The organism is Actinoplanes sp. URMC 104, assembly GCF_051386375.1.
GTDB lineage: Bacteria > Actinomycetota > Actinomycetes > Mycobacteriales > Micromonosporaceae > Actinoplanes.
This window is the reverse complement of the sequence record NZ_JBPQTO010000011.1, coordinates 76,040-91,465: the sequence shown is the minus strand read 5'-3', so window position 1 is coordinate 91,465 and position 15,426 is coordinate 76,040. Positions and strand designations below refer to the sequence as shown.

Sequence of the window (15,426 nt, the reverse complement as noted above, 5' to 3'; positions counted from 1 at the left end):
GCACCGAATACGGCAGGAGCGCCTGTGTACCGAGCTGTGCTTCTCACCGGGACCGCCGGAGTCGGTAAGTCCACCGTGGCAGATGCGCTCGGGCAGGTCCTGACCGCCCGAGGGTGCGTCACGGCCGTCGTCGACACGGACATGCTGGCGCAGTTCGGGCCGGCTCCGGAGCCGAATCCCGGACCCGTGCGGTTCCATGACCGGCTCAAGTGCGCCAACCTGGCGGCGGTGTGGGCGAACTTCAAGGCCGCCGGTGCGCGGTTCGTCGTCGTCTCCGCAGTGACAACCACCGAGACGCCGGCCCGTCATGCCGCGCGGAGCTGGTGACGCCGGCGTCTCGGTCAGCGCAGCGCCCGGAACGCCGCACGGATCTCCCGGGAGAACAGGCCGGGCTCCTCCCAGGCGGCGAAGTGCCCGCCCCGCGGTGGTTTGTTGTAGTACCTCAGGGTCGGGTAGCCGATCTCGGCCCAGCTGCGGGGCGCCTGGAAGATCTCGCCCGGGAAGGCGCTCACCGCGACCGGGACGGTGACCGGCGGAGCCGTACGGCCGGCGGTCTGTTTCCTCTCCCAGTACGTCCGGGCGGCCGACTCGCCGGTGCCGGTCAACCAGTAGAGCGAGACGTTGTCGAGGACATGCGTCCGGGTGAGGTTGCCCGACGCCGGGCCGCCGAGGAACGCGCGGGAGATCTTGAGGTAGCTGTCGGTGTCGTGATCGAGCATCCAGGCCGCCAGGGCGACCGGCGAGTCCAGCAGCGCGTACCCGATCGTCTGCGGCCGCGTCCCCTGCTCGACCAGGTAGCCGTTGCCGGTCGTCGTGAACACCTGGAGGGCGGCTGCCGCGGCTCTCTCCTCGTCGGTGTTCCTCGGCAGGTTGCCGGTGCCGGCGAGGGCGGTGACCAGCAGGTTCAGGTGGATGCCCAGCAGCCCGGCGGGCGCCTGGCGGCCGATGCTGTCGGTGACGGCGGCGCCGACGTCGCCGCCCTGGGCGACGTACTCGGTGTAGCCGAGGCGTCGCATGAGCTCGGCCCAGGCGCGCGCGGTCCGGTCGGTGTCCCAGCCGAGCTCGCGGGGTTTGCCGGAGAAGCCGTAGCCGGGGATCGACGGCAGGACGAGGTGGAAGGCGTCCGCCGCGGTGCCGCCGTGGGCGGTGGGGTCGGTGAGCGGGCCGACGGTCTCGAGCAGTTCGACGACCGAGCCCGGCCAGCCGTGGGTCATGATCAACGGCAGTGCGTCGCGGTGCCGCGAGCGGATGTGCAGGAAATGGACGCCGACGCCGTCGATCTCGGTCGTGAACTGAGGCATCGCGTTGAGCTTCGCCTCGAACCGGCGCCAGTCGTAGCGGGTGGCCCAGTGCCGGGCGAGGGCCCGGGCGGTCGCCAGTTGCACGCCCTGCGAGCGACCGGCGACGAGCTCCCGGGAGGGCCACCGGGTCAGGGCGATGCGACGGCGCAGGTCGGCCAGCTGCTCGCGGGGGATCGCGACCCGGAAGGGACGGATCGCGGAACCGGCGGACGGCGCCGCGCCGGCCGGCCCTGCGCCGAGTGCGGTGGACGCGGCCACGGAGAGGCCGGCCGCGAGGGTTCCCTGCAGCAGCTGCCGCCGGGTGGGGTGGGAGTCGGGGGACGTCATCGTCTGCACCTCTGCGTTCGTGGCTGGGACGGCCGCGGCGGGCGAACACGCCCGGCGGCCGGGGACGGGCGGGGCTCGGGTCAGCGCAACGGGCGGAAGGCGGCGCGTACCTGTGCCGCGAACAGCTCCGGCTCCTCCCAGGCAGCGAAGTGGCCGCCTCGCTCCGCGACGCCGAAGTAGGTGAGCGTGGGGTACGACTGCTCGGCCCAGCTGCGAGGCGTCCGCCAGATCTCGCCGGGGAAGGTGCTGAAGCCCACCGGGACTCGGGGATCCGGCAGCGGTGGGCGGCCGGCGGCCGGGGCGTCCGCTCCGTAGGCCTCCCAGTACGACCGTGCCGTGGACGCTCCGGTGCCGGTCAGCCAGTACGCCGTGACGTTGTCGAGCACGTGGTCGCGGGTCAGGTTGCCCGAGGGCCTGCCGTCGACGAACGCCCCGGCGATCTTGTAGTAGGCGTCGGTGTCGTGGTCGATCATCCAGGCGGCGAGCGCCGCCGGCGAGTCCAGCAGCGCGTACCCGATCGTCTCCGGCCGGGTGGCCATCTCGACGAAGTAGCCGTTGCCGGTGGTCTGGAACGTCTTGATCGCGGCGAGCGCGGCGCGTTCCTCCGCGGTGTCGTCCGGCAGCGACGACGGGTCGTTGAGGGCCGGCACCAGCAGGTTGGTGTGGATGCCGGCCAGTTCCTCGGGCCCCAGCCGGCCGATGGCGTCGGTCACGCCGGCGCCGACGTCGCCGCCCTGCGCCACGTACCGGTCGTACCCGAGCCGGCGCATCAGTTCGGCCCACGCCCGGGCGGTGCGCACCAGGTCCCATCCGACCTCGGCCGGCTCCGCGGAGAAGCCGTACCCGGGCAGGGACGGCAGCACGAGGTGGAACGCGTCCGTGGCGGCGCCGCCGTGCGCGGTGGGGTCGGTCAGCGGTCCGACGGCGTCGAGCATCTCGATCACCGACCCCGGCCAGCCGTGCGTCATGATCAACGGCAGGGCGTCCGGATGCCGCGACCGGACGTGCAGGAAGTGGATGGCGACCCCGTCGATCTCGGTGGTGAACTGCGGCAGCGCGTTCAGCCGGGACTGCACCCGCCGCAGGTCGTACGCCTTCGCCCAGTAGCGGCACAGCGCGTGCATCGTGGCCAGCTGCACTCCCTGGGAGCGGTCGCCGACGAGTTCCGGGGTCGGCCAGCGGGTCGCCGCCAGGCGGCGGCGGAGGTCGTCGAGCGCTCCTTGGCGGAACTGCACAGTGAACGGTCGGATCGTGCCGGCTCGGTGCTGAAGCGTGGTCATCTCGCGCGCTGCCTCTCGTTCCGGGACCCCGCTGCCGGGGCTGTGCGACGTCGTCCAGCCTCGCTGGGCCCGGGTCCGCCTCGCGCCCGCGGAAGTCCCTGGTCGCCTCCCTGGCACAGCCCCGGGGGCCGGGGCGAATGCCGGGATCGGCCGGATCGCGCGACGGTTTGCCGACAAAGAGGTGGCGGTCCGGGCCGGTGATCGCCAGGCTGTCGGCATGTCGACGGCATTCGATCGCGAGCTGGCACGGGGGAGTGCCGAGCTGCTGCGCGCCAAGCGCCTGGAGTTGTCCCCGCTGGAGAGCCCGCTCGGCCGCGGCTGGCATCCGCTGCGCGACGACGTCGCGGCGGCCCTGCTGGAGCAGCCGGCCGGGATCGGGGACGTGATCTCCCGGCTGGTCACGGTGCAGACGATCTTCGACCGGCTGCCGCCGTCGCCGGCGGCCAACCGGGTGTCGGCGTTCAACGAGCTCTACCTGAAGATCACCCGCCGGGTCGACCGGGCGATCGTCGGCGGGGTCAACTCGCCGGACTTCCTGGAGCTGCTCGACGTCGAGTTCGCCAAGCGCTACTTCGACGCGCTGGTGCGGTGGAACAACGACGACGAGGACACCCCGGACGTCTGGGAGGTGCTGTTCAAGCGCGCGGGCGACGTCGAGATGAGCCGGCTGACCGCCGCGATGCTGGGCGTCAACGCGCACATCAACCACGACCTGGCGCTCGCGCTGATCGGCACGTGGAACGAGCTGGGCGCCCCGGAGCACGGCGACGACACCATCCACCCCGACTACCTGCTGGTCAACGAGATCTTCTACGAGGAGATCCCGGTGCTGCGCCGCGGCTTCTCCACGGACTGGCAGCTCGAGATCGACCAGTTCGTGGGCGGGCTCGACGACTGGAGCCAGCGCATCCTGGTCACCGTCACCCGGGCCCGCGCGTGGGACCAGGGCCGCCGGCTGTGGCAGCTGCGCCACGACCTCGACGACTTCGAGCAGGCCCGCCGCACGATGGACCGCGCCGCCTCGCTGCTCGCCGAGTGGGCGATCGTGGGGGACCGCCTGGTCAACAGCACCCGCTTCCTGCGCCGCCTGCTGCCCGACGACGGCCGCCCGGCCGACGTGGGCGCGCGCGGCTAACCGGGGTCTCCGAACCACGCGAGGCTGCGGCCGTGCGCCTCGGCCCAGGCCAGCGGCTTGCCGTCGAGGGCGAGCACGTTCTTGTGCGGGCCTCCCGCGGGCGGATCGGGCAGGCCGTCGAACGGTACGACCTCGGGGTCCTCGATCGAGATCCACCGCACGGGCAGCGACCTGACGAGCGACAGGAACGCCTCGCGGCGCTCGGCGGGCAGCTGGTAGAGCACCGAGGTGTGGAACACGACCGGCGTGGCGTCCGGCGGCGCGGCGGCGAGCAGGCCCGGCAGCGCCTCGACCAGGTCGCCGCGCACCAGGCGGGGCGGGTCGGCGGCGACCAGGGCGGCGGCGGCCCGCAGCCGCTCGCGGCGGGCGTCGTGCTCGGGCCAGATCAGCGCCTCCAGCCACGCGCGGTCGCCGGCGGAGGTCACGTCGAGCGGGTTCAGGTCGATGCCCGCGCGCCACACCACCCCGGGCAGCCGTGACGGCGGCGTCAGCCCGGTCGCCTCGCAGGTCACCACGGGACCGGCCGAGCCGACCGTGACGTCGCCGTACCGGTACGCGTACCGGTCGGGGTAGAGGTTGAGACCCGCCGAAGCGCCCAGTTCCAGCAGCGCGAGCGGCTGGGGGAGCGCGGCGAGCACCGGCAGCAGCAGCGCGGACCGGCCGATCTCGTTCGTCTGGGTGGCGCGCGTCCGCAGCTCGCGCTCGACCGCCTCCCACCGATCCAGGACGTACGAGCGGAACGCCGCGACGTCGCCGACGGGCCCGCCCAGCAGCCGGACCACGGCGAACAGCAGGTTGGGCTGGCGCTTGGCCGGCGGCACGGTCGCGAGCAGCGCGAGCAGCTCGTCGTCGGTCGCGACGGCCCGGGACAGCCGCTCGTAGGCGGGGGAGCTGCCGCGCGCCTGGCGGTCGGCGAAGTCGGCGTACCAGTCGGCGACGGTCATGGCCGACATGATCCCACGTGGGCCGAGGATGCCCGTTGGGAAAAGTTGCCCAATGAGCAGAAATGATGGATGCTTGCTGCAAGCAACGCATCACGAGGCAGGAAGAGATGGACGTACTGGCGACCCGGTTGCTGGAGCTGTCCCAGCTCATCCGCAAGGCGCGTCAGCAATGGCTGCGCGAGCGGCCCGACGTGCCGATCGGCACGGTCGGCATCCTCAAGCACATCGACGAGATCGGCGACGGCGCCGACGGCTGCTGCCACGCCAAGGACCTGGCGGAGCGCTCCGGGCTGGATCCGTCCACGGTCAGCCGGGCGGTCGCCGCCGCGGTCGCCCAGGGCCTGGTCGAGCGCCGCGTCGACAGCGCCGACCGGCGGGCGTCGGCGCTCGCGCTCACCGCCGCCGGGCACGACCTGCTCGCCGCCGCGGGCGTCTGGTTCGACGACCTGCTCGAGCAGGGCCTCGCCGACTGGCGGCCGGGCGAGGTCGACGAGCTCACCGGCGGCCTCGGCCGCTTCCTGGGCGCGCTCTCCGGCGTACTCGAAACCCACCAGAAGGAGCCCGCGCGATGAGCGCACCCACCACCTCGCAGGCGGCGACGCCCGCGGCGGAGGACATGTCCCACCGGCAGATCCTGGAGGCCCTCAGCGGCCTGCTGCTGGTGCTGTTCGTCGCGATGCTGAGCAGCACCGTCGTCTCCACCGCGCTGCCGAAGATCATCGGTGCGCTCGAGGGCAGCCAGACGCAGTACACCTGGGTGGTCACCGCGACGCTGCTCAGCGCCACGGCGACCACGCCGATCTGGGGCAAGCTCGCCGACCTGTTCAGCAAGAAGCTGCTGGTGCAGATCGCCATCGTGGTGTTCGTGCTGGGCTCGGTGATCAGCGGGTTCAGCCAGAGCGCCGGGCAGCTCATCGCCGCCCGCGCGTTCCAGGGCATCGGCGTCGGCGGCCTGCAGGCGCTGGTCCAGGTCGTGATCGCCGCGATGATCCCGCCGCGTGAGCGGGGCCGCTACAACGGCTACCTCGGCGGCGTGATGGCGCTCGCCACGGTCGGCGGCCCGCTGCTGGGCGGCCTCATCGTCGACACGTCGTGGCTGGGCTGGCGCTGGTGCTTCTTCGTCGGTGTGCCGTTCGCCGTGCTCGCGCTGATCCTGCTGCAGCTCACCCTGCACGTGCACACCGAGCGCCGGGAGAACGTCAAGATCGACTACCTCGGCGCGACGCTGATCGCCGCCGGCGTCAGCGTGCTGCTGATCTGGATCCCGTTCGTCGACGGCTCGTTCGCGTGGCTGTCCTGGCAGACGTACGCGATGGTCGGCGGCGCGATCGTGCTGCTCGCGCTGGCCGTGCTGGTGGAGTCGCGGGCCGCCGAGCCGGTCGTCCCGCTCGACATCGTCCGCGAGCGCACCACCGCCCTGTCGATCGTCGCCAGCCTGGCGGTCGGCATGGCCATGTTCGGCGGCGCGGTCTTCCTCGGCCAGTACTTCCAGATCGGCCGCGGCTACAGCCCCACGGAGGCAGGCCTGCTCACGATCCCGCTGATGGCGGGCGTGCTGCTCTCCTCGATCATCGTCGGGCGCATCATCACCCGCACCGGGCGGATCAAGCCGTACATCATCGCCGGCCTGATCGTGCTGCTCGCGGGCTTCGTGCTGCTGAGCTTCATCGACCACGAGACCTCGCTGGTCTACGTCGGGCTCGGCATGCTGCTGGTCGGCCTCGGGGTCGGCGCGAGCATGCAGAACCTCGTGCTGGCCGTGCAGAACACCGTGCCGCTGCGCACGATCGGCGCCGCCAGCGCCACCGTCGCGTTCTTCCGGTCGATGGGCGGCGCGATCGGCGTGTCCGTGCTCGGCGCCGTGCTCGCCCACCGCGTCACCGACCGGATCACCCACGACCTGGCCGCCGCCGGCTTCCCGGCCGGCGGCGGCGACGCCGGCGGCAGCCTCAACGTGGCCGCCCTGCCCGAGGCCGTCCAGCACATCGTCCGGGCCGCCTACGGCGACGCGACCGGCCACATCTTCCTGATCAGCGCCGCCATCGCCGTGGCGGGCCTGGTCGCCGCCGTCTTCCTGCCGCGCGCCACCCTGCGTGCCAGCCTCGACCTGCCCGCCCGGCAGGCCGAGGAGACGGCGGACCTGGGCTGAGCCGCCGCTGCCGGGGGTCAGCGCCCGTCGGTCTGCGCCGCCCCGAACACCCAGGGGGAGGTCTCCGCGATGAAGTCGGCCGGGAAGCCGGCGACGAACCCGGTGGCCTCCTCCAGGCGCGCGCACGCGGCCTCGGGCAGCGTGACCTCGAGGGCGCCCAGGTTGTCCTCGAGCTGGGCCGCGCTGCGGGCGCCCAGGATCGGGTGGATCGCGTTGGAGCGGTGGCGCGTCCAGGCGATCGCCACCCGCGCCGGCGTCGTGCCCAGCTCGGCGGCGACGGCGGCGACCTCGGCGATCACGCGGCGGGTCCGCTCGTCGAGGTCGGGGGAGCCGAGGCGGCTGCCGGCAGCGGCGCCGCCGGGAGCGCTGTACTTGCCCGACAGCAGCCCGCCGGCGAGCGGGCTCCAGGCGGCGACGCTCAGGCCGAGCGCCGCCGCCATCGGCAACAGCTCGCGCTCGACGTCGCGCTGCAGCAGGCTGTACGGCACCTGAAGGCCGGCGAAGGCGCTCCACCCGCGCCACTCGGCCAGCGTCTGGGCCCGCGCCACCACCCACGCCGGCGCGTCCGAGATGCCGACGTAGAGGATCTTCCCGGCGCGCACCGCGTCGTCGAGCGCGCGCATCGTCTCCTCGATCGGCGTCGCCCGGTCCCACATGTGCACCCAGTACAGGTCGAGGTGGTCGGTGCGCAGCCGCCGCAGGCTCGTCTCGAGCGAGAGCCGCAGGTTCTTGCGCGCGTTGCCGGCCGCGTTCGGGTCGTCGCGGTCGCGCGACACCGTGTACTTGCTGCCGAGCACGAACGACTCGCGCCGGCCGTGCAGCAGCTCGCCGAGGATCTCCTCGCTGGCGCCGCCGCGATAGTTGATCGCCGTGTCGAGGGTGTTGCCGCCCGCGTCGGCGTACGCGTCCAGGATGCGCCGGCACTCCTCGATCGGGGCGCCGACGCCGCCCTGGTCGCCGAAGGTCATCGCGCCGAGGACGACCTCGGAGACGCGCAGGCCGGTGGTGCCGAAGGTCCGGTATCGCATCCGGACCACACTAGGGTCAGGCGACCGGGTTGTGGGGGCGGTGCACGTCGGTGACGCCGGGGCGCAGGGGCAGATCCAGGGTGTCGCCGCGGGTGATCGGCGTGATGCCGGTCAGGCCCTGGCGTTCGGCGCGGGTCACGAAGTCCGACAGCGGCGACTTCATCACCTGGTAGTCGTCGTAGTGGATCGGGACGGTCAGCCCCGGACGGATCAGCTGCGTGAGCTCGGTGCCCTGCCGGTCGTCCATCGTGAGCAGCATGCCCATCAGCCGGGTGCCGCCCAGGTGGATGAGCATGGCGTCGATGTCGCCCAGCCGGCGCGGGATCTCCTCGAGCGCGCCGTGCACCAGCGTGTCGCCGGTGATGTAGAGGCGCAGCGCCAGCCGGCCGTCCACCTCGAGCTCGATCACCGAGCCCATCACGTCGGGCAGCAGCCGGGCGGCGAGCCCCGGCCCGTGCTTGCCCGGCACGCTGGTGATGCGCAGCCGTTGCCGGGAGCGGGTCCACTCGCGGCACTCCCAGGTCGGCAGCCCGCTCACGGCGACGTACCGGCGGCGGCGCAGCTTGCGCGACGCCGCCTCGGTGGTGACGATCGGCATCGTCGGCTCCACCCAGCGGCGGGCCTCGCGGTCGAAGTGGTCGCCGTGCAGGTGCGACAGCAGCACGGCGTCGACCTTCGCGGTGTCCAGCACGTCGAGCACGGGGTCACGCAGGCGCTTGCTCCAGGCGCCGTACCCCAGGTACACCCGGCTGCCGGCCATCCCGAACGCCGGGTCGGTCAGCAGCGTGAAGTTGCCCAGCCGCAACAGCGTGGTGGCGTTGCCGACAAAGGTGACGTTCGCCTGCATCCGGCTCGCCTACCCCGCCAGCACGGGTTCAACCGCGCGCGGCCGCAACGACGAGGTCTCGCGGCTCCACGCGTCCAGGACCGAGCCGGCCCACAGTGAGTCGATCGCCAGCGCCGCGCGGGCGCCGAACAGCAGCTCGCCGGCCTGCGCGGGCTCGGCGCGGACGAACGAGCCGCACAGGTCGTGCGCGGCGATCTGCTCGTGCACCGCGTCGGCCTCGACGTGCTCGTCGTAGAACGCGGTCGCGTCCGGGTCGCCGCCGAGGCGCCGCAGGCCGTTCGCGTACGACCGGTTCGGCAGCGACGACGTCATCTCGTACGCGGCCAGGTGCCCGAGGATCGCGGCGCGGCGGCTGCGGTGCAGGCCGAACAGCGACATCACGTTGTTGACCGCGAGCGTCGGCGCGCCCACCGAGTCGACGTACGCGCCGTACCGCAGGTCCAGGTCGAACCAGCGCATGGTCTGCTTGAACAACTCCTGGTGCATCCGCGGCTCGACGCCGTTGCCGTACTCGTCGGCCTGGATCTCGATGAGCGCGGCCTTGGCCCGCCCGCCCAGCCGGGGGATCGCCCACGAGTGCGGGTCGGCCTCGCGCAGGTGGTAGATCGACCGGTGGGTCACGAACTCGCGGAACTGCTCGAGGGTGGCCCGGCCGCGCAGGTACCCCGACAGCCCCGGGCCGTCGTCGGCGGCGACGATCGCGGCCAGCCGGTCCGGCACGCTCGCCGGGTCGACCCGGGTCTCCGGCGGGCCCACCAGGTCGTACAGGAAGGCCAGGAAGCGCTTCTCGGCGGCGGTGCGCAGCCGCAGCATGCCGGGGTCCCACTCCCAGCTGTCGTCGACCCCGTCCCAGCCGCGGTACGCCAGCTCGTAGCACACGAACAGCGTCAGATGCAGGTCCTCGTCGCCGTCGAAGCGGGCGAACGCGGGAAGCTTCTCGGCCCGCCCACCGAGCACGTCGATGAGGGCGGCTGAGACACGGCCACGGGCCACAGGAAGTTGCATGGCCGCAGGCTTCCCGATCAAGGGCGTTGTAAACGATCTGTTTCGCCCGCAGCTGAGTGGGCATTCGCGCGCCCATGACGGCGATGATCGTTCCCTACCCCGACGGCCCGCTCATCGTGCGCGGCGACTTCGAGATGCGCACCCCCGACGGCGAGCCGATCGACCCCGGCCGGGGCACGATCGCGCTGTGCCGCTGCGGCAAGTCGGCCACCAAGCCGTTCTGCGACGGCACCCACAAGGTGATCAAGTTCCGCGCCGAGGCGGGCCGGGAGACTCCCGCGCCGCGCTGACGTTTGCCCCGGACCGGTTCGGGTAGGCCGCTGCGGCCTATCCGAGGGAGCTGGTCCGCGGTGACGACCTTCGAGCCCGTCCGGCGGCGCGACGCGCACGTGCCGATCGACCGGGTCGTCTGCGCCGAAAGCCTCACCCGAACCCTGCTCGCCACCGTCTCGGGGTCGACGGGCGGGTGGTCCTACCGCGTGCCGGTGCTCGGCCGGCACGGCCGGCTGCCGCCGGAGGTGCGCCGCGAGCGGCTCGCCGAGGAGGCGTACGCCGAGGCCGTCCCGCCCGAGGCGGCTCCCGGCCTGGACGCCGAGGCGATCGCCGAGTGGATCACCGGTCACTACGACGCCCCCGCGTACCCGGCGGTGCTGCTCGGCTCGCCGCACGGGGCCGCGGCCCAGCTGGCCGTGGCGCTCGGCGCGGCGTGGCTGCCCACCAGCGTCCCGGTCACGGTGGGGTGGCCCGGTGGAGCGGTCGGCGACTGGCCGGCCGCGCTCGCGTTCGGCGCCGGCCTGGCGGCGGCGATCAACGAACGCAACCCCGGCGTCACGGTGCGGCAGGTGCACGACCCGCTGCGCGACGGCCCGCTGTGCGGAGCCACCGTGCGGCTGCACCTGCGGTGGCACCGCCTGCCCGAGGCGTACGAGAGGTTCCTGCGCACCCGGCTCGCGCCCGGCGGCAGCCTGCTGCTGCTGCGCGACCTGCGCACCTGGCCGGTGCTGACGGTGTCGCGCCGGCACGGCTTCCAGGTCGGCAGCCCCGTGGCGGGCGGGCGGCCCGAGACCTACACGAACCGCAACTGGGAGTTCCGCCAGGCGCTCGACGAGCTCGGGGTGAGCTCGTGGACCGACCCGGAGGCCGCCACCCCGCCGCGCTACTCGGAGCGCTCCGGCGAGCCCGCGCTGGCCATCGACCTCAACCGGCTCGGCCGGAGCACCCACCGGGTGCTCTACGCGCGGCCCGAGATGCTCAGCGCGTGCGTCGCCGACCTGCTGCGGCAGTGGCGCCCCGACGCGGGCAAGCACTGCGCGATCGAGTGCGGGCGGCTGCTCGACCCGTGGCGGGCGCGGGCGACCGGCGTGGTGCCGTACTGGTGCGAGTCCGCGGCGGGCCAAGCGGTCGAGGCGGCCGAGTGGTGGCTGGCGGGCAGCCGCAGCTTCGACACGGTGACCGTGCTGCCCGGGCCGCCCGGCTACCACGGCGACCGGGTGGCCAGCCTCGCGCACTGGCGCTCGCTCACGCTGTTCGGGCGGCGGCGCGAACCCATCGACGGCCTGGCCGCGAGCCGCTACCCGATGCTGCCGCTGGCCACCCGGCACGCCACCCGGATGCTGGCGAGCGCCGCCGACCAGCGCCCGCTGCCGCCGGACATGACCATGACCTACGCCCTGAACCGGCTGCAGCACAACGGCAGCCCGCTGGGCCTACTGGTGACGTAGCTCGCGGGTCAGCACCTTGCCGGTCGCGTTGCGGGGCAGCGCGGGCAGGAACACCACGTCGCGCGGCACGCAGTACCGGGCCCGGTGCGCGCGCACGTGGTCCCGTACGTCCTCGGCGGTCAGCGCGGCGTCGTCGTGCAGCACGACGTAGGCCGCGAGCCGTTGCCCGTATGCGTCGTCGGGCACGCCGACCACCGCCACCTCGCGCACCTGCGGCAGCGCGGCCAGCAGGTTCTCGACCTCCGACGGGAACACGTTCTCCCCGCCCGACACGATCATGTCGTCCTGCCGGCCGTCCACGAAGACCCGGCCCGCCTCGTCCAGGTGGCCCACGTCGCCGATCGCCAGCAGCCCGCCGTGCAGCTCCCGCGCGACGCCGTTGGTGTAGCCCTCGAAGAGCATCTCGTTGCCGACGAACAGCCGTCCCGGCGTGCCCGCCGGCACCGGACGTCCGTCCTCGTCGAGCGCGGCGACCACCGTGCCGTGCGGCGGGCGGCCCGCAGTGGCCGGCGCCGCCCGCAGGTCGGCCGGGGTGGCGATCGACGCCCACGACGCCTCGGTGGAGCCGTAGAGGTTGTAGAGCACGTCGCCGTAGCGGTCCATGAACCGGGTCGCGAGGTCGCCCGGCAGGGCCGAGCCGCTGACCGCGGCCACCGTCAGCGGCACCGGCCGGTACGGCAGCTCCATGATCTGCTGCAGCATGACCGGCACGGCGATCAGCGCCGTGCAGTTGTGCGCGGCGAGCGTCTCGAGCGTGTCGGCCGGGTCGAAGCGGCGCCGCAGCACGATCGTGGCGCGCAGGGCGAGGCCGATCTGCAGGCCGGCGAAGCCCCACGCGTGGAACAGCGGCGCCGCATCGAGCAGCCGCACGCCGGCGCGCAGCGGGATGCGGTCGATGATGGAGCAGAGCGGGCGGAAGCCGCTCGGGGTGGGGCGGCGGGCGCCCTTGGGGACGCCGGTCGTGCCGGAGGTCAGCACGATGGTGCGGCCGGGGCGGGCGGGGGGCTTGATCGCCCGGGCCGGGGCGCCGGGCGGGGCGGTCGCCCGCGCCGGGTCGCCGCGCGGGCCGGAGGCGGTCGGCGGGCCGCCCCGCGGGTCGATCTCCGCGGGCGCGGGTGTAGGGTCGGCGACCCTGGGTGGGCGGGGGAGGCGGTGGCCTACCGCGATCTTGAGCACGAGATCGTCGATCATGAGCGTGGGGACGCCGGGCGGCGGGTCGAGGTCGGCGTCGTGCACGAGCAGCCGCAGGTCCTGGTCGCGGGCGACCGCGGCGAGCTGCGAGGCGGACAGCCCGGTGTTGACCAGCACGGCGTCCGCGCCGAGCGTGGCGATGCCGATCAGCGTCTCGACCATGGCGGCGGAGTTGCGGCACAGCAGCCCGACCCGGTCGCCGGGGGCGACCGGCAGCGCCGAGGCGATCCGCGACGAGCGATCGAGCAGCTGCGCGTACGTCAGGGAACCGCTCTCGTCGATCAGCGCAACCCGGCCGGGGGAGCGCGCGGCCGCCTGCCTCAGCTCCCCGGCGAGCCCGAACTTCCACCGGCGCAGCGCCACGAACTGCCGGACCACCCGGTGCGGCGGCCCCGGGGTGAGCAGCCCGCGCCGCGCCATCGTGGTCGCGACGAACCTCATCGGATCTGCCGTCCCGTGATGGCGCGCGCGATCACCAGCCGCTGGATCTCCGACGTGCCCTCGAAGATGGTGTAGATCTTCGCGTCCCGGTACATCCGCTCGACCGGGTGGTCGCGCAGGTAGCCGGCCCCGCCGAGGATCTGCACCGCCTTCTCGGTCACGGCGACCGCCACCTCGCCGGCCTTGAGCTTGGACATCGAGCCCTCGCCCGCGCCGAACGCCCGGTCGTTGCGGCCCATCCACGCGGCCCGCCACACCAGCAGCCGCGCCGCGTCGATCTCGGTGCGCATGTCGGCGAGCGCGAACGCGATCGCCTGGTTCTCCACGATCGGCCGCCCGAACTGCACCCGGTTCTGCGCGTACTCCAGCGCGTACTCGTAGGCGGCGCGGGCGATGCCGAGCGCCTGCGCGCCGACGGCCGGGCGGGACAGCTCGAAGGTGCGCATGGCGGCCTGCCGCTTGCCACGCCCACCCTCGCGCGCGCGGGCCAGCCGCTCGTCCAGGGCCTGCTTGCCGCCGAGCAGGCAGCTGCCGGGGACCCGTACGTCGTCGAGGAACACGTCGGCCGTGTGCGAGGCCCGCAGGCCGAGCTTGCGCAGCTTGCGGGTGCCCACGAGCCCGGGCGTGCCGGGCGGGACCACGAACGCGGCCTGCCCGCGCGAGCCCAGCGCGGGGTCGACCGACGCGATCACGACGTGCACGTTGGCGATGCCGCCGTTGGTCGCGTACGCCTTCTGGCCGTTGAGGACCCACTCGTCCTTCGCCTCGTCGTACACGGCGCGCGTGCGCATCGCGGCCACGTCGGAGCCGGCCTCGGGCTCGGTCGAGCAGAACGCGCCCACCCGCGGCTCGGCCTCGTCGCCGAAGCACTGCGGCACCCACTCGACGAGCTGGTCGGGGGTGCCGGAGCCGTAGATCGCGGCCACCGCCAGCGAGGTGCCCGACAGCGCCATGCCGATGCCGGCGTCGCCCCAGAACAGCTCCTCGTTGGCCACCGGCAGCGACAGTCCGGTGTGGTCGGACCACGTGTTGACCAGGAACTCGAAGCCGTACAGGCCGATCTTCGCGGCCTCCTGCAGCACCGGCCAGGGGGTTTCCTCGCGCTCGTCCCACTCGGCGGCGGCCGGCCGGATCACGCTCTCGGCGAACCCGTGCACCCAGTCCCGCAGGTCGGTCTGTTCCTCGTTGAGGTCGAGCCAGAACTCCACGCGCCACCTCCGCCGGAAGTTGACTGGCCGGTAACATTACGCAGGCGTCACGTGCCCCGCAAGGTGCGGCCGGCGGCCGTACAGCTGGAACTCGCCGTCGCCCGAGGCGAACGAGACGGTCGCGGGCAGCAGGATCGGCTGCCGGAACCGCACGTCCACAGTGCAGCGGTCGGGCAGGCGGCCCTCGAACGCGGCCAGGCAACGCGCCTTGCTCCACATGCCGTGCGCGATCGGCCGGGCGAAGCCGAACAGCCGCGCGCCGAGCCGCGAGGTGTGGATGGGGTTGCGGTCGCCGGAGACCGCGGCGTAGTCGGCGCCGACCCGGGCCGGGACGCGCCACACGGCGCTCGCGGCCGGCGGCGGCGGGGAGTCCGGACGGGCGCGGTGCTCACCCCGGCCTTCTCGGGAGAGGTACGTCGAGACGCTCGTCCAGACCGGCTCGCCGTCCACGCTCGCGGTCGTCACGACGTCCACCTGCCGGCCGCGGTCGTGCGGGCGCAGGTCCACGGCGCGCACCGACAGGTCGAGGCGCAGGTCCGCGGTCAGCGGCGCGTGCACCGTGATGCGGTTGGCGACGTGCACCAGGCCGATCGCCGGCAGCGGGAAGCCCGGCGCGGTGAGCAGGTGCATGGCCAGCGGGAAGGCGAGCACGTGCGGATAGGTCGGCGGCAGCCGGTCGCTCAGCCGGAAACCGCAGACCCGGTCGTACGCGGCCAGGTGCTCACGGTCCACGCCGACCCCGCGCTGCCGCAGCTCCACTTCGGGCAGCGTCTCGCCCCGGCGCCGGTTGACCAGCGCCCGCAGCGTGCTGCCGCCCGGCGCCCCCTCGAACTCGACGACCGCCACCGT

Annotated in this window: 15 protein-coding genes; 6 read left to right on the top strand and 9 right to left on the bottom strand. The window is 73.7% G+C overall.

Translation table 11 applies throughout. The features are described from left to right. Positions 1-24: 24 nt before the first annotated feature. Complete coding sequence (locus ACSNN8_RS26270) at positions 25-327, top strand: adenylyl-sulfate kinase (protein WP_436652226.1); 303 nt, start codon at positions 25-27, stop codon at positions 325-327. 14 nt (positions 328-341) lie between these two features. Here the strand turns inward: ACSNN8_RS26270 and ACSNN8_RS26265 are convergent, their stop codons facing one another. Beyond that, entirely contained in the window at positions 342-1,628 is a 1,287-nt protein-coding gene (locus ACSNN8_RS26265) for an epoxide hydrolase family protein (protein ID WP_436652225.1), read from the bottom strand. Positions 1,629-1,708: 80 nt separating this feature from the next. Further along, entirely contained in the window at positions 1,709-2,908 is a 1,200-nt protein-coding gene (locus tag ACSNN8_RS26260; protein WP_436652224.1) for an epoxide hydrolase family protein, read from the bottom strand. 217 nt (positions 2,909-3,125) lie between these two features. On the opposite strand from ACSNN8_RS26260, the gene ACSNN8_RS26255 reads away from it, so the two are divergent. After that, positions 3,126-4,043 carry a DUF5995 family protein gene (locus ACSNN8_RS26255; protein WP_436652223.1) on the top strand — a complete coding sequence of 306 codons (918 nt, stop codon included), beginning with the start codon at positions 3,126-3,128 and terminating at the stop codon, positions 4,041-4,043. Here ACSNN8_RS26255 and ACSNN8_RS26250 read toward each other — a convergent pair. Further along, positions 4,040-4,987, bottom strand: a complete 948-nt coding sequence (locus tag ACSNN8_RS26250; RefSeq protein ID WP_436652222.1) for a DUF2332 domain-containing protein — start codon at positions 4,985-4,987, stop codon at positions 4,040-4,042. The genes ACSNN8_RS26255 and ACSNN8_RS26250 overlap by 4 nt on opposite strands. Before the next feature lie 107 nt (positions 4,988-5,094). On the opposite strand from ACSNN8_RS26250, the gene ACSNN8_RS26245 reads away from it, so the two are divergent. Beyond that, a complete protein-coding gene (locus ACSNN8_RS26245; RefSeq protein WP_436652221.1) occupies positions 5,095-5,559 on the top strand; it encodes a MarR family winged helix-turn-helix transcriptional regulator in 465 nt (154 codons plus the stop codon). After that, positions 5,556-7,136 (top strand): MDR family MFS transporter, encoded by a 1,581-nt coding sequence (locus tag ACSNN8_RS26240; RefSeq protein ID WP_436652220.1) that lies wholly within the window; start codon positions 5,556-5,558, stop codon positions 7,134-7,136. The genes ACSNN8_RS26245 and ACSNN8_RS26240 overlap by 4 nt, the downstream gene beginning before the upstream one ends. 17 nt (positions 7,137-7,153) lie before the next feature. Here ACSNN8_RS26240 and ACSNN8_RS26235 read toward each other — a convergent pair whose 3' ends face one another. Genes ACSNN8_RS26235 through ACSNN8_RS26225 form a run of 3 tightly spaced genes read right to left on the bottom strand, consistent with a single transcriptional unit; the run spans position 7,154 to position 10,016 of the window. Next, positions 7,154-8,164, bottom strand: coding sequence for an aldo/keto reductase (locus tag ACSNN8_RS26235; protein ID WP_436652219.1), 1,011 nt, complete (start codon positions 8,162-8,164; stop codon positions 7,154-7,156). 16 nt (positions 8,165-8,180) lie between these two features. Further along, positions 8,181-9,011: an MBL fold metallo-hydrolase gene (locus ACSNN8_RS26230; protein WP_436652218.1), complete on the bottom strand. Its 831-nt coding sequence runs from the start codon at positions 9,009-9,011 to the stop codon at positions 8,181-8,183. A gap of 9 nt (positions 9,012-9,020) precedes the next feature. Then, entirely contained in the window at positions 9,021-10,016 is a 996-nt protein-coding gene (locus tag ACSNN8_RS26225) for an iron-containing redox enzyme family protein (protein WP_436652217.1), read from the bottom strand. 74 nt (positions 10,017-10,090) lie between these two features. Between ACSNN8_RS26225 and ACSNN8_RS26220 the strand changes: the two genes are divergently transcribed. Together ACSNN8_RS26220 and ACSNN8_RS26215 are read left to right on the top strand one after the other, a co-directional pair. Then, positions 10,091-10,306, top strand: coding sequence for a CDGSH iron-sulfur domain-containing protein (locus tag ACSNN8_RS26220; RefSeq protein ID WP_436652216.1), 216 nt, complete (start codon positions 10,091-10,093; stop codon positions 10,304-10,306). A gap of 60 nt (positions 10,307-10,366) precedes the next feature. Continuing rightward, positions 10,367-11,737 (top strand): hypothetical protein, encoded by a 1,371-nt coding sequence (locus tag ACSNN8_RS26215; protein WP_436652215.1) that lies wholly within the window; start codon positions 10,367-10,369, stop codon positions 11,735-11,737. Here ACSNN8_RS26215 and ACSNN8_RS26210 read toward each other — a convergent pair. Genes ACSNN8_RS26210 through ACSNN8_RS26200 form a run of 3 tightly spaced genes read right to left on the bottom strand, consistent with a single transcriptional unit; the run spans position 11,723 to position 15,423 of the window. Next, positions 11,723-13,369 carry an AMP-binding protein gene (locus tag ACSNN8_RS26210; protein WP_436652214.1) on the bottom strand — a complete coding sequence of 549 codons (1,647 nt, stop codon included), beginning with the start codon at positions 13,367-13,369 and terminating at the stop codon, positions 11,723-11,725. The genes ACSNN8_RS26215 and ACSNN8_RS26210 overlap by 15 nt on opposite strands. Further along, a complete protein-coding gene (locus ACSNN8_RS26205) occupies positions 13,366-14,577 on the bottom strand; it encodes an acyl-CoA dehydrogenase family protein (RefSeq protein ID WP_436652213.1) in 1,212 nt (403 codons plus the stop codon). Before ACSNN8_RS26205 ends, ACSNN8_RS26210 begins: the two co-directional genes overlap by 4 nt. A gap of 36 nt (positions 14,578-14,613) precedes the next feature. Continuing rightward, positions 14,614-15,423 (bottom strand): MaoC/PaaZ C-terminal domain-containing protein, encoded by an 810-nt coding sequence (locus ACSNN8_RS26200; protein WP_436652212.1) that lies wholly within the window; start codon positions 15,421-15,423, stop codon positions 14,614-14,616. Positions 15,424-15,426 lie beyond the last annotated feature (3 nt).

What these genes read in the sequence shown, in the direction of transcription:
- ACSNN8_RS26265 (WP_436652225.1), bottom strand. Translation starts at nt 1,628, where the DNA reads ATGACGTCCCCCGACTCCCACCCCACCCGGCGGCAGCTGCTGCAGGGA.
- ACSNN8_RS26260 (WP_436652224.1), bottom strand. Translation starts at nt 2,908, where the DNA reads ATGACCACGCTTCAGCACCGAGCCGGCACGATCCGACCGTTCACTGTG.
- ACSNN8_RS26255 (WP_436652223.1), top strand. Translation starts at nt 3,126, where the DNA reads ATGTCGACGGCATTCGATCGCGAGCTGGCACGGGGGAGTGCCGAGCTG.
- ACSNN8_RS26250 (WP_436652222.1), bottom strand. Translation starts at nt 4,987, where the DNA reads ATGACCGTCGCCGACTGGTACGCCGACTTCGCCGACCGCCAGGCGCGC.
- ACSNN8_RS26245 (WP_436652221.1), top strand. Translation starts at nt 5,095, where the DNA reads ATGGACGTACTGGCGACCCGGTTGCTGGAGCTGTCCCAGCTCATCCGC.
- ACSNN8_RS26240 (WP_436652220.1), top strand. Translation starts at nt 5,556, where the DNA reads ATGAGCGCACCCACCACCTCGCAGGCGGCGACGCCCGCGGCGGAGGAC.
- ACSNN8_RS26235 (WP_436652219.1), bottom strand. Translation starts at nt 8,164, where the DNA reads ATGCGATACCGGACCTTCGGCACCACCGGCCTGCGCGTCTCCGAGGTC.
- ACSNN8_RS26230 (WP_436652218.1), bottom strand. Translation starts at nt 9,011, where the DNA reads ATGCAGGCGAACGTCACCTTTGTCGGCAACGCCACCACGCTGTTGCGG.
- ACSNN8_RS26225 (WP_436652217.1), bottom strand. Translation starts at nt 10,016, where the DNA reads ATGCAACTTCCTGTGGCCCGTGGCCGTGTCTCAGCCGCCCTCATCGAC.
- ACSNN8_RS26220 (WP_436652216.1), top strand. Translation starts at nt 10,091, where the DNA reads ATGACGGCGATGATCGTTCCCTACCCCGACGGCCCGCTCATCGTGCGC.
- ACSNN8_RS26210 (WP_436652214.1), bottom strand. Translation starts at nt 13,369, where the DNA reads ATGAGGTTCGTCGCGACCACGATGGCGCGGCGCGGGCTGCTCACCCCG.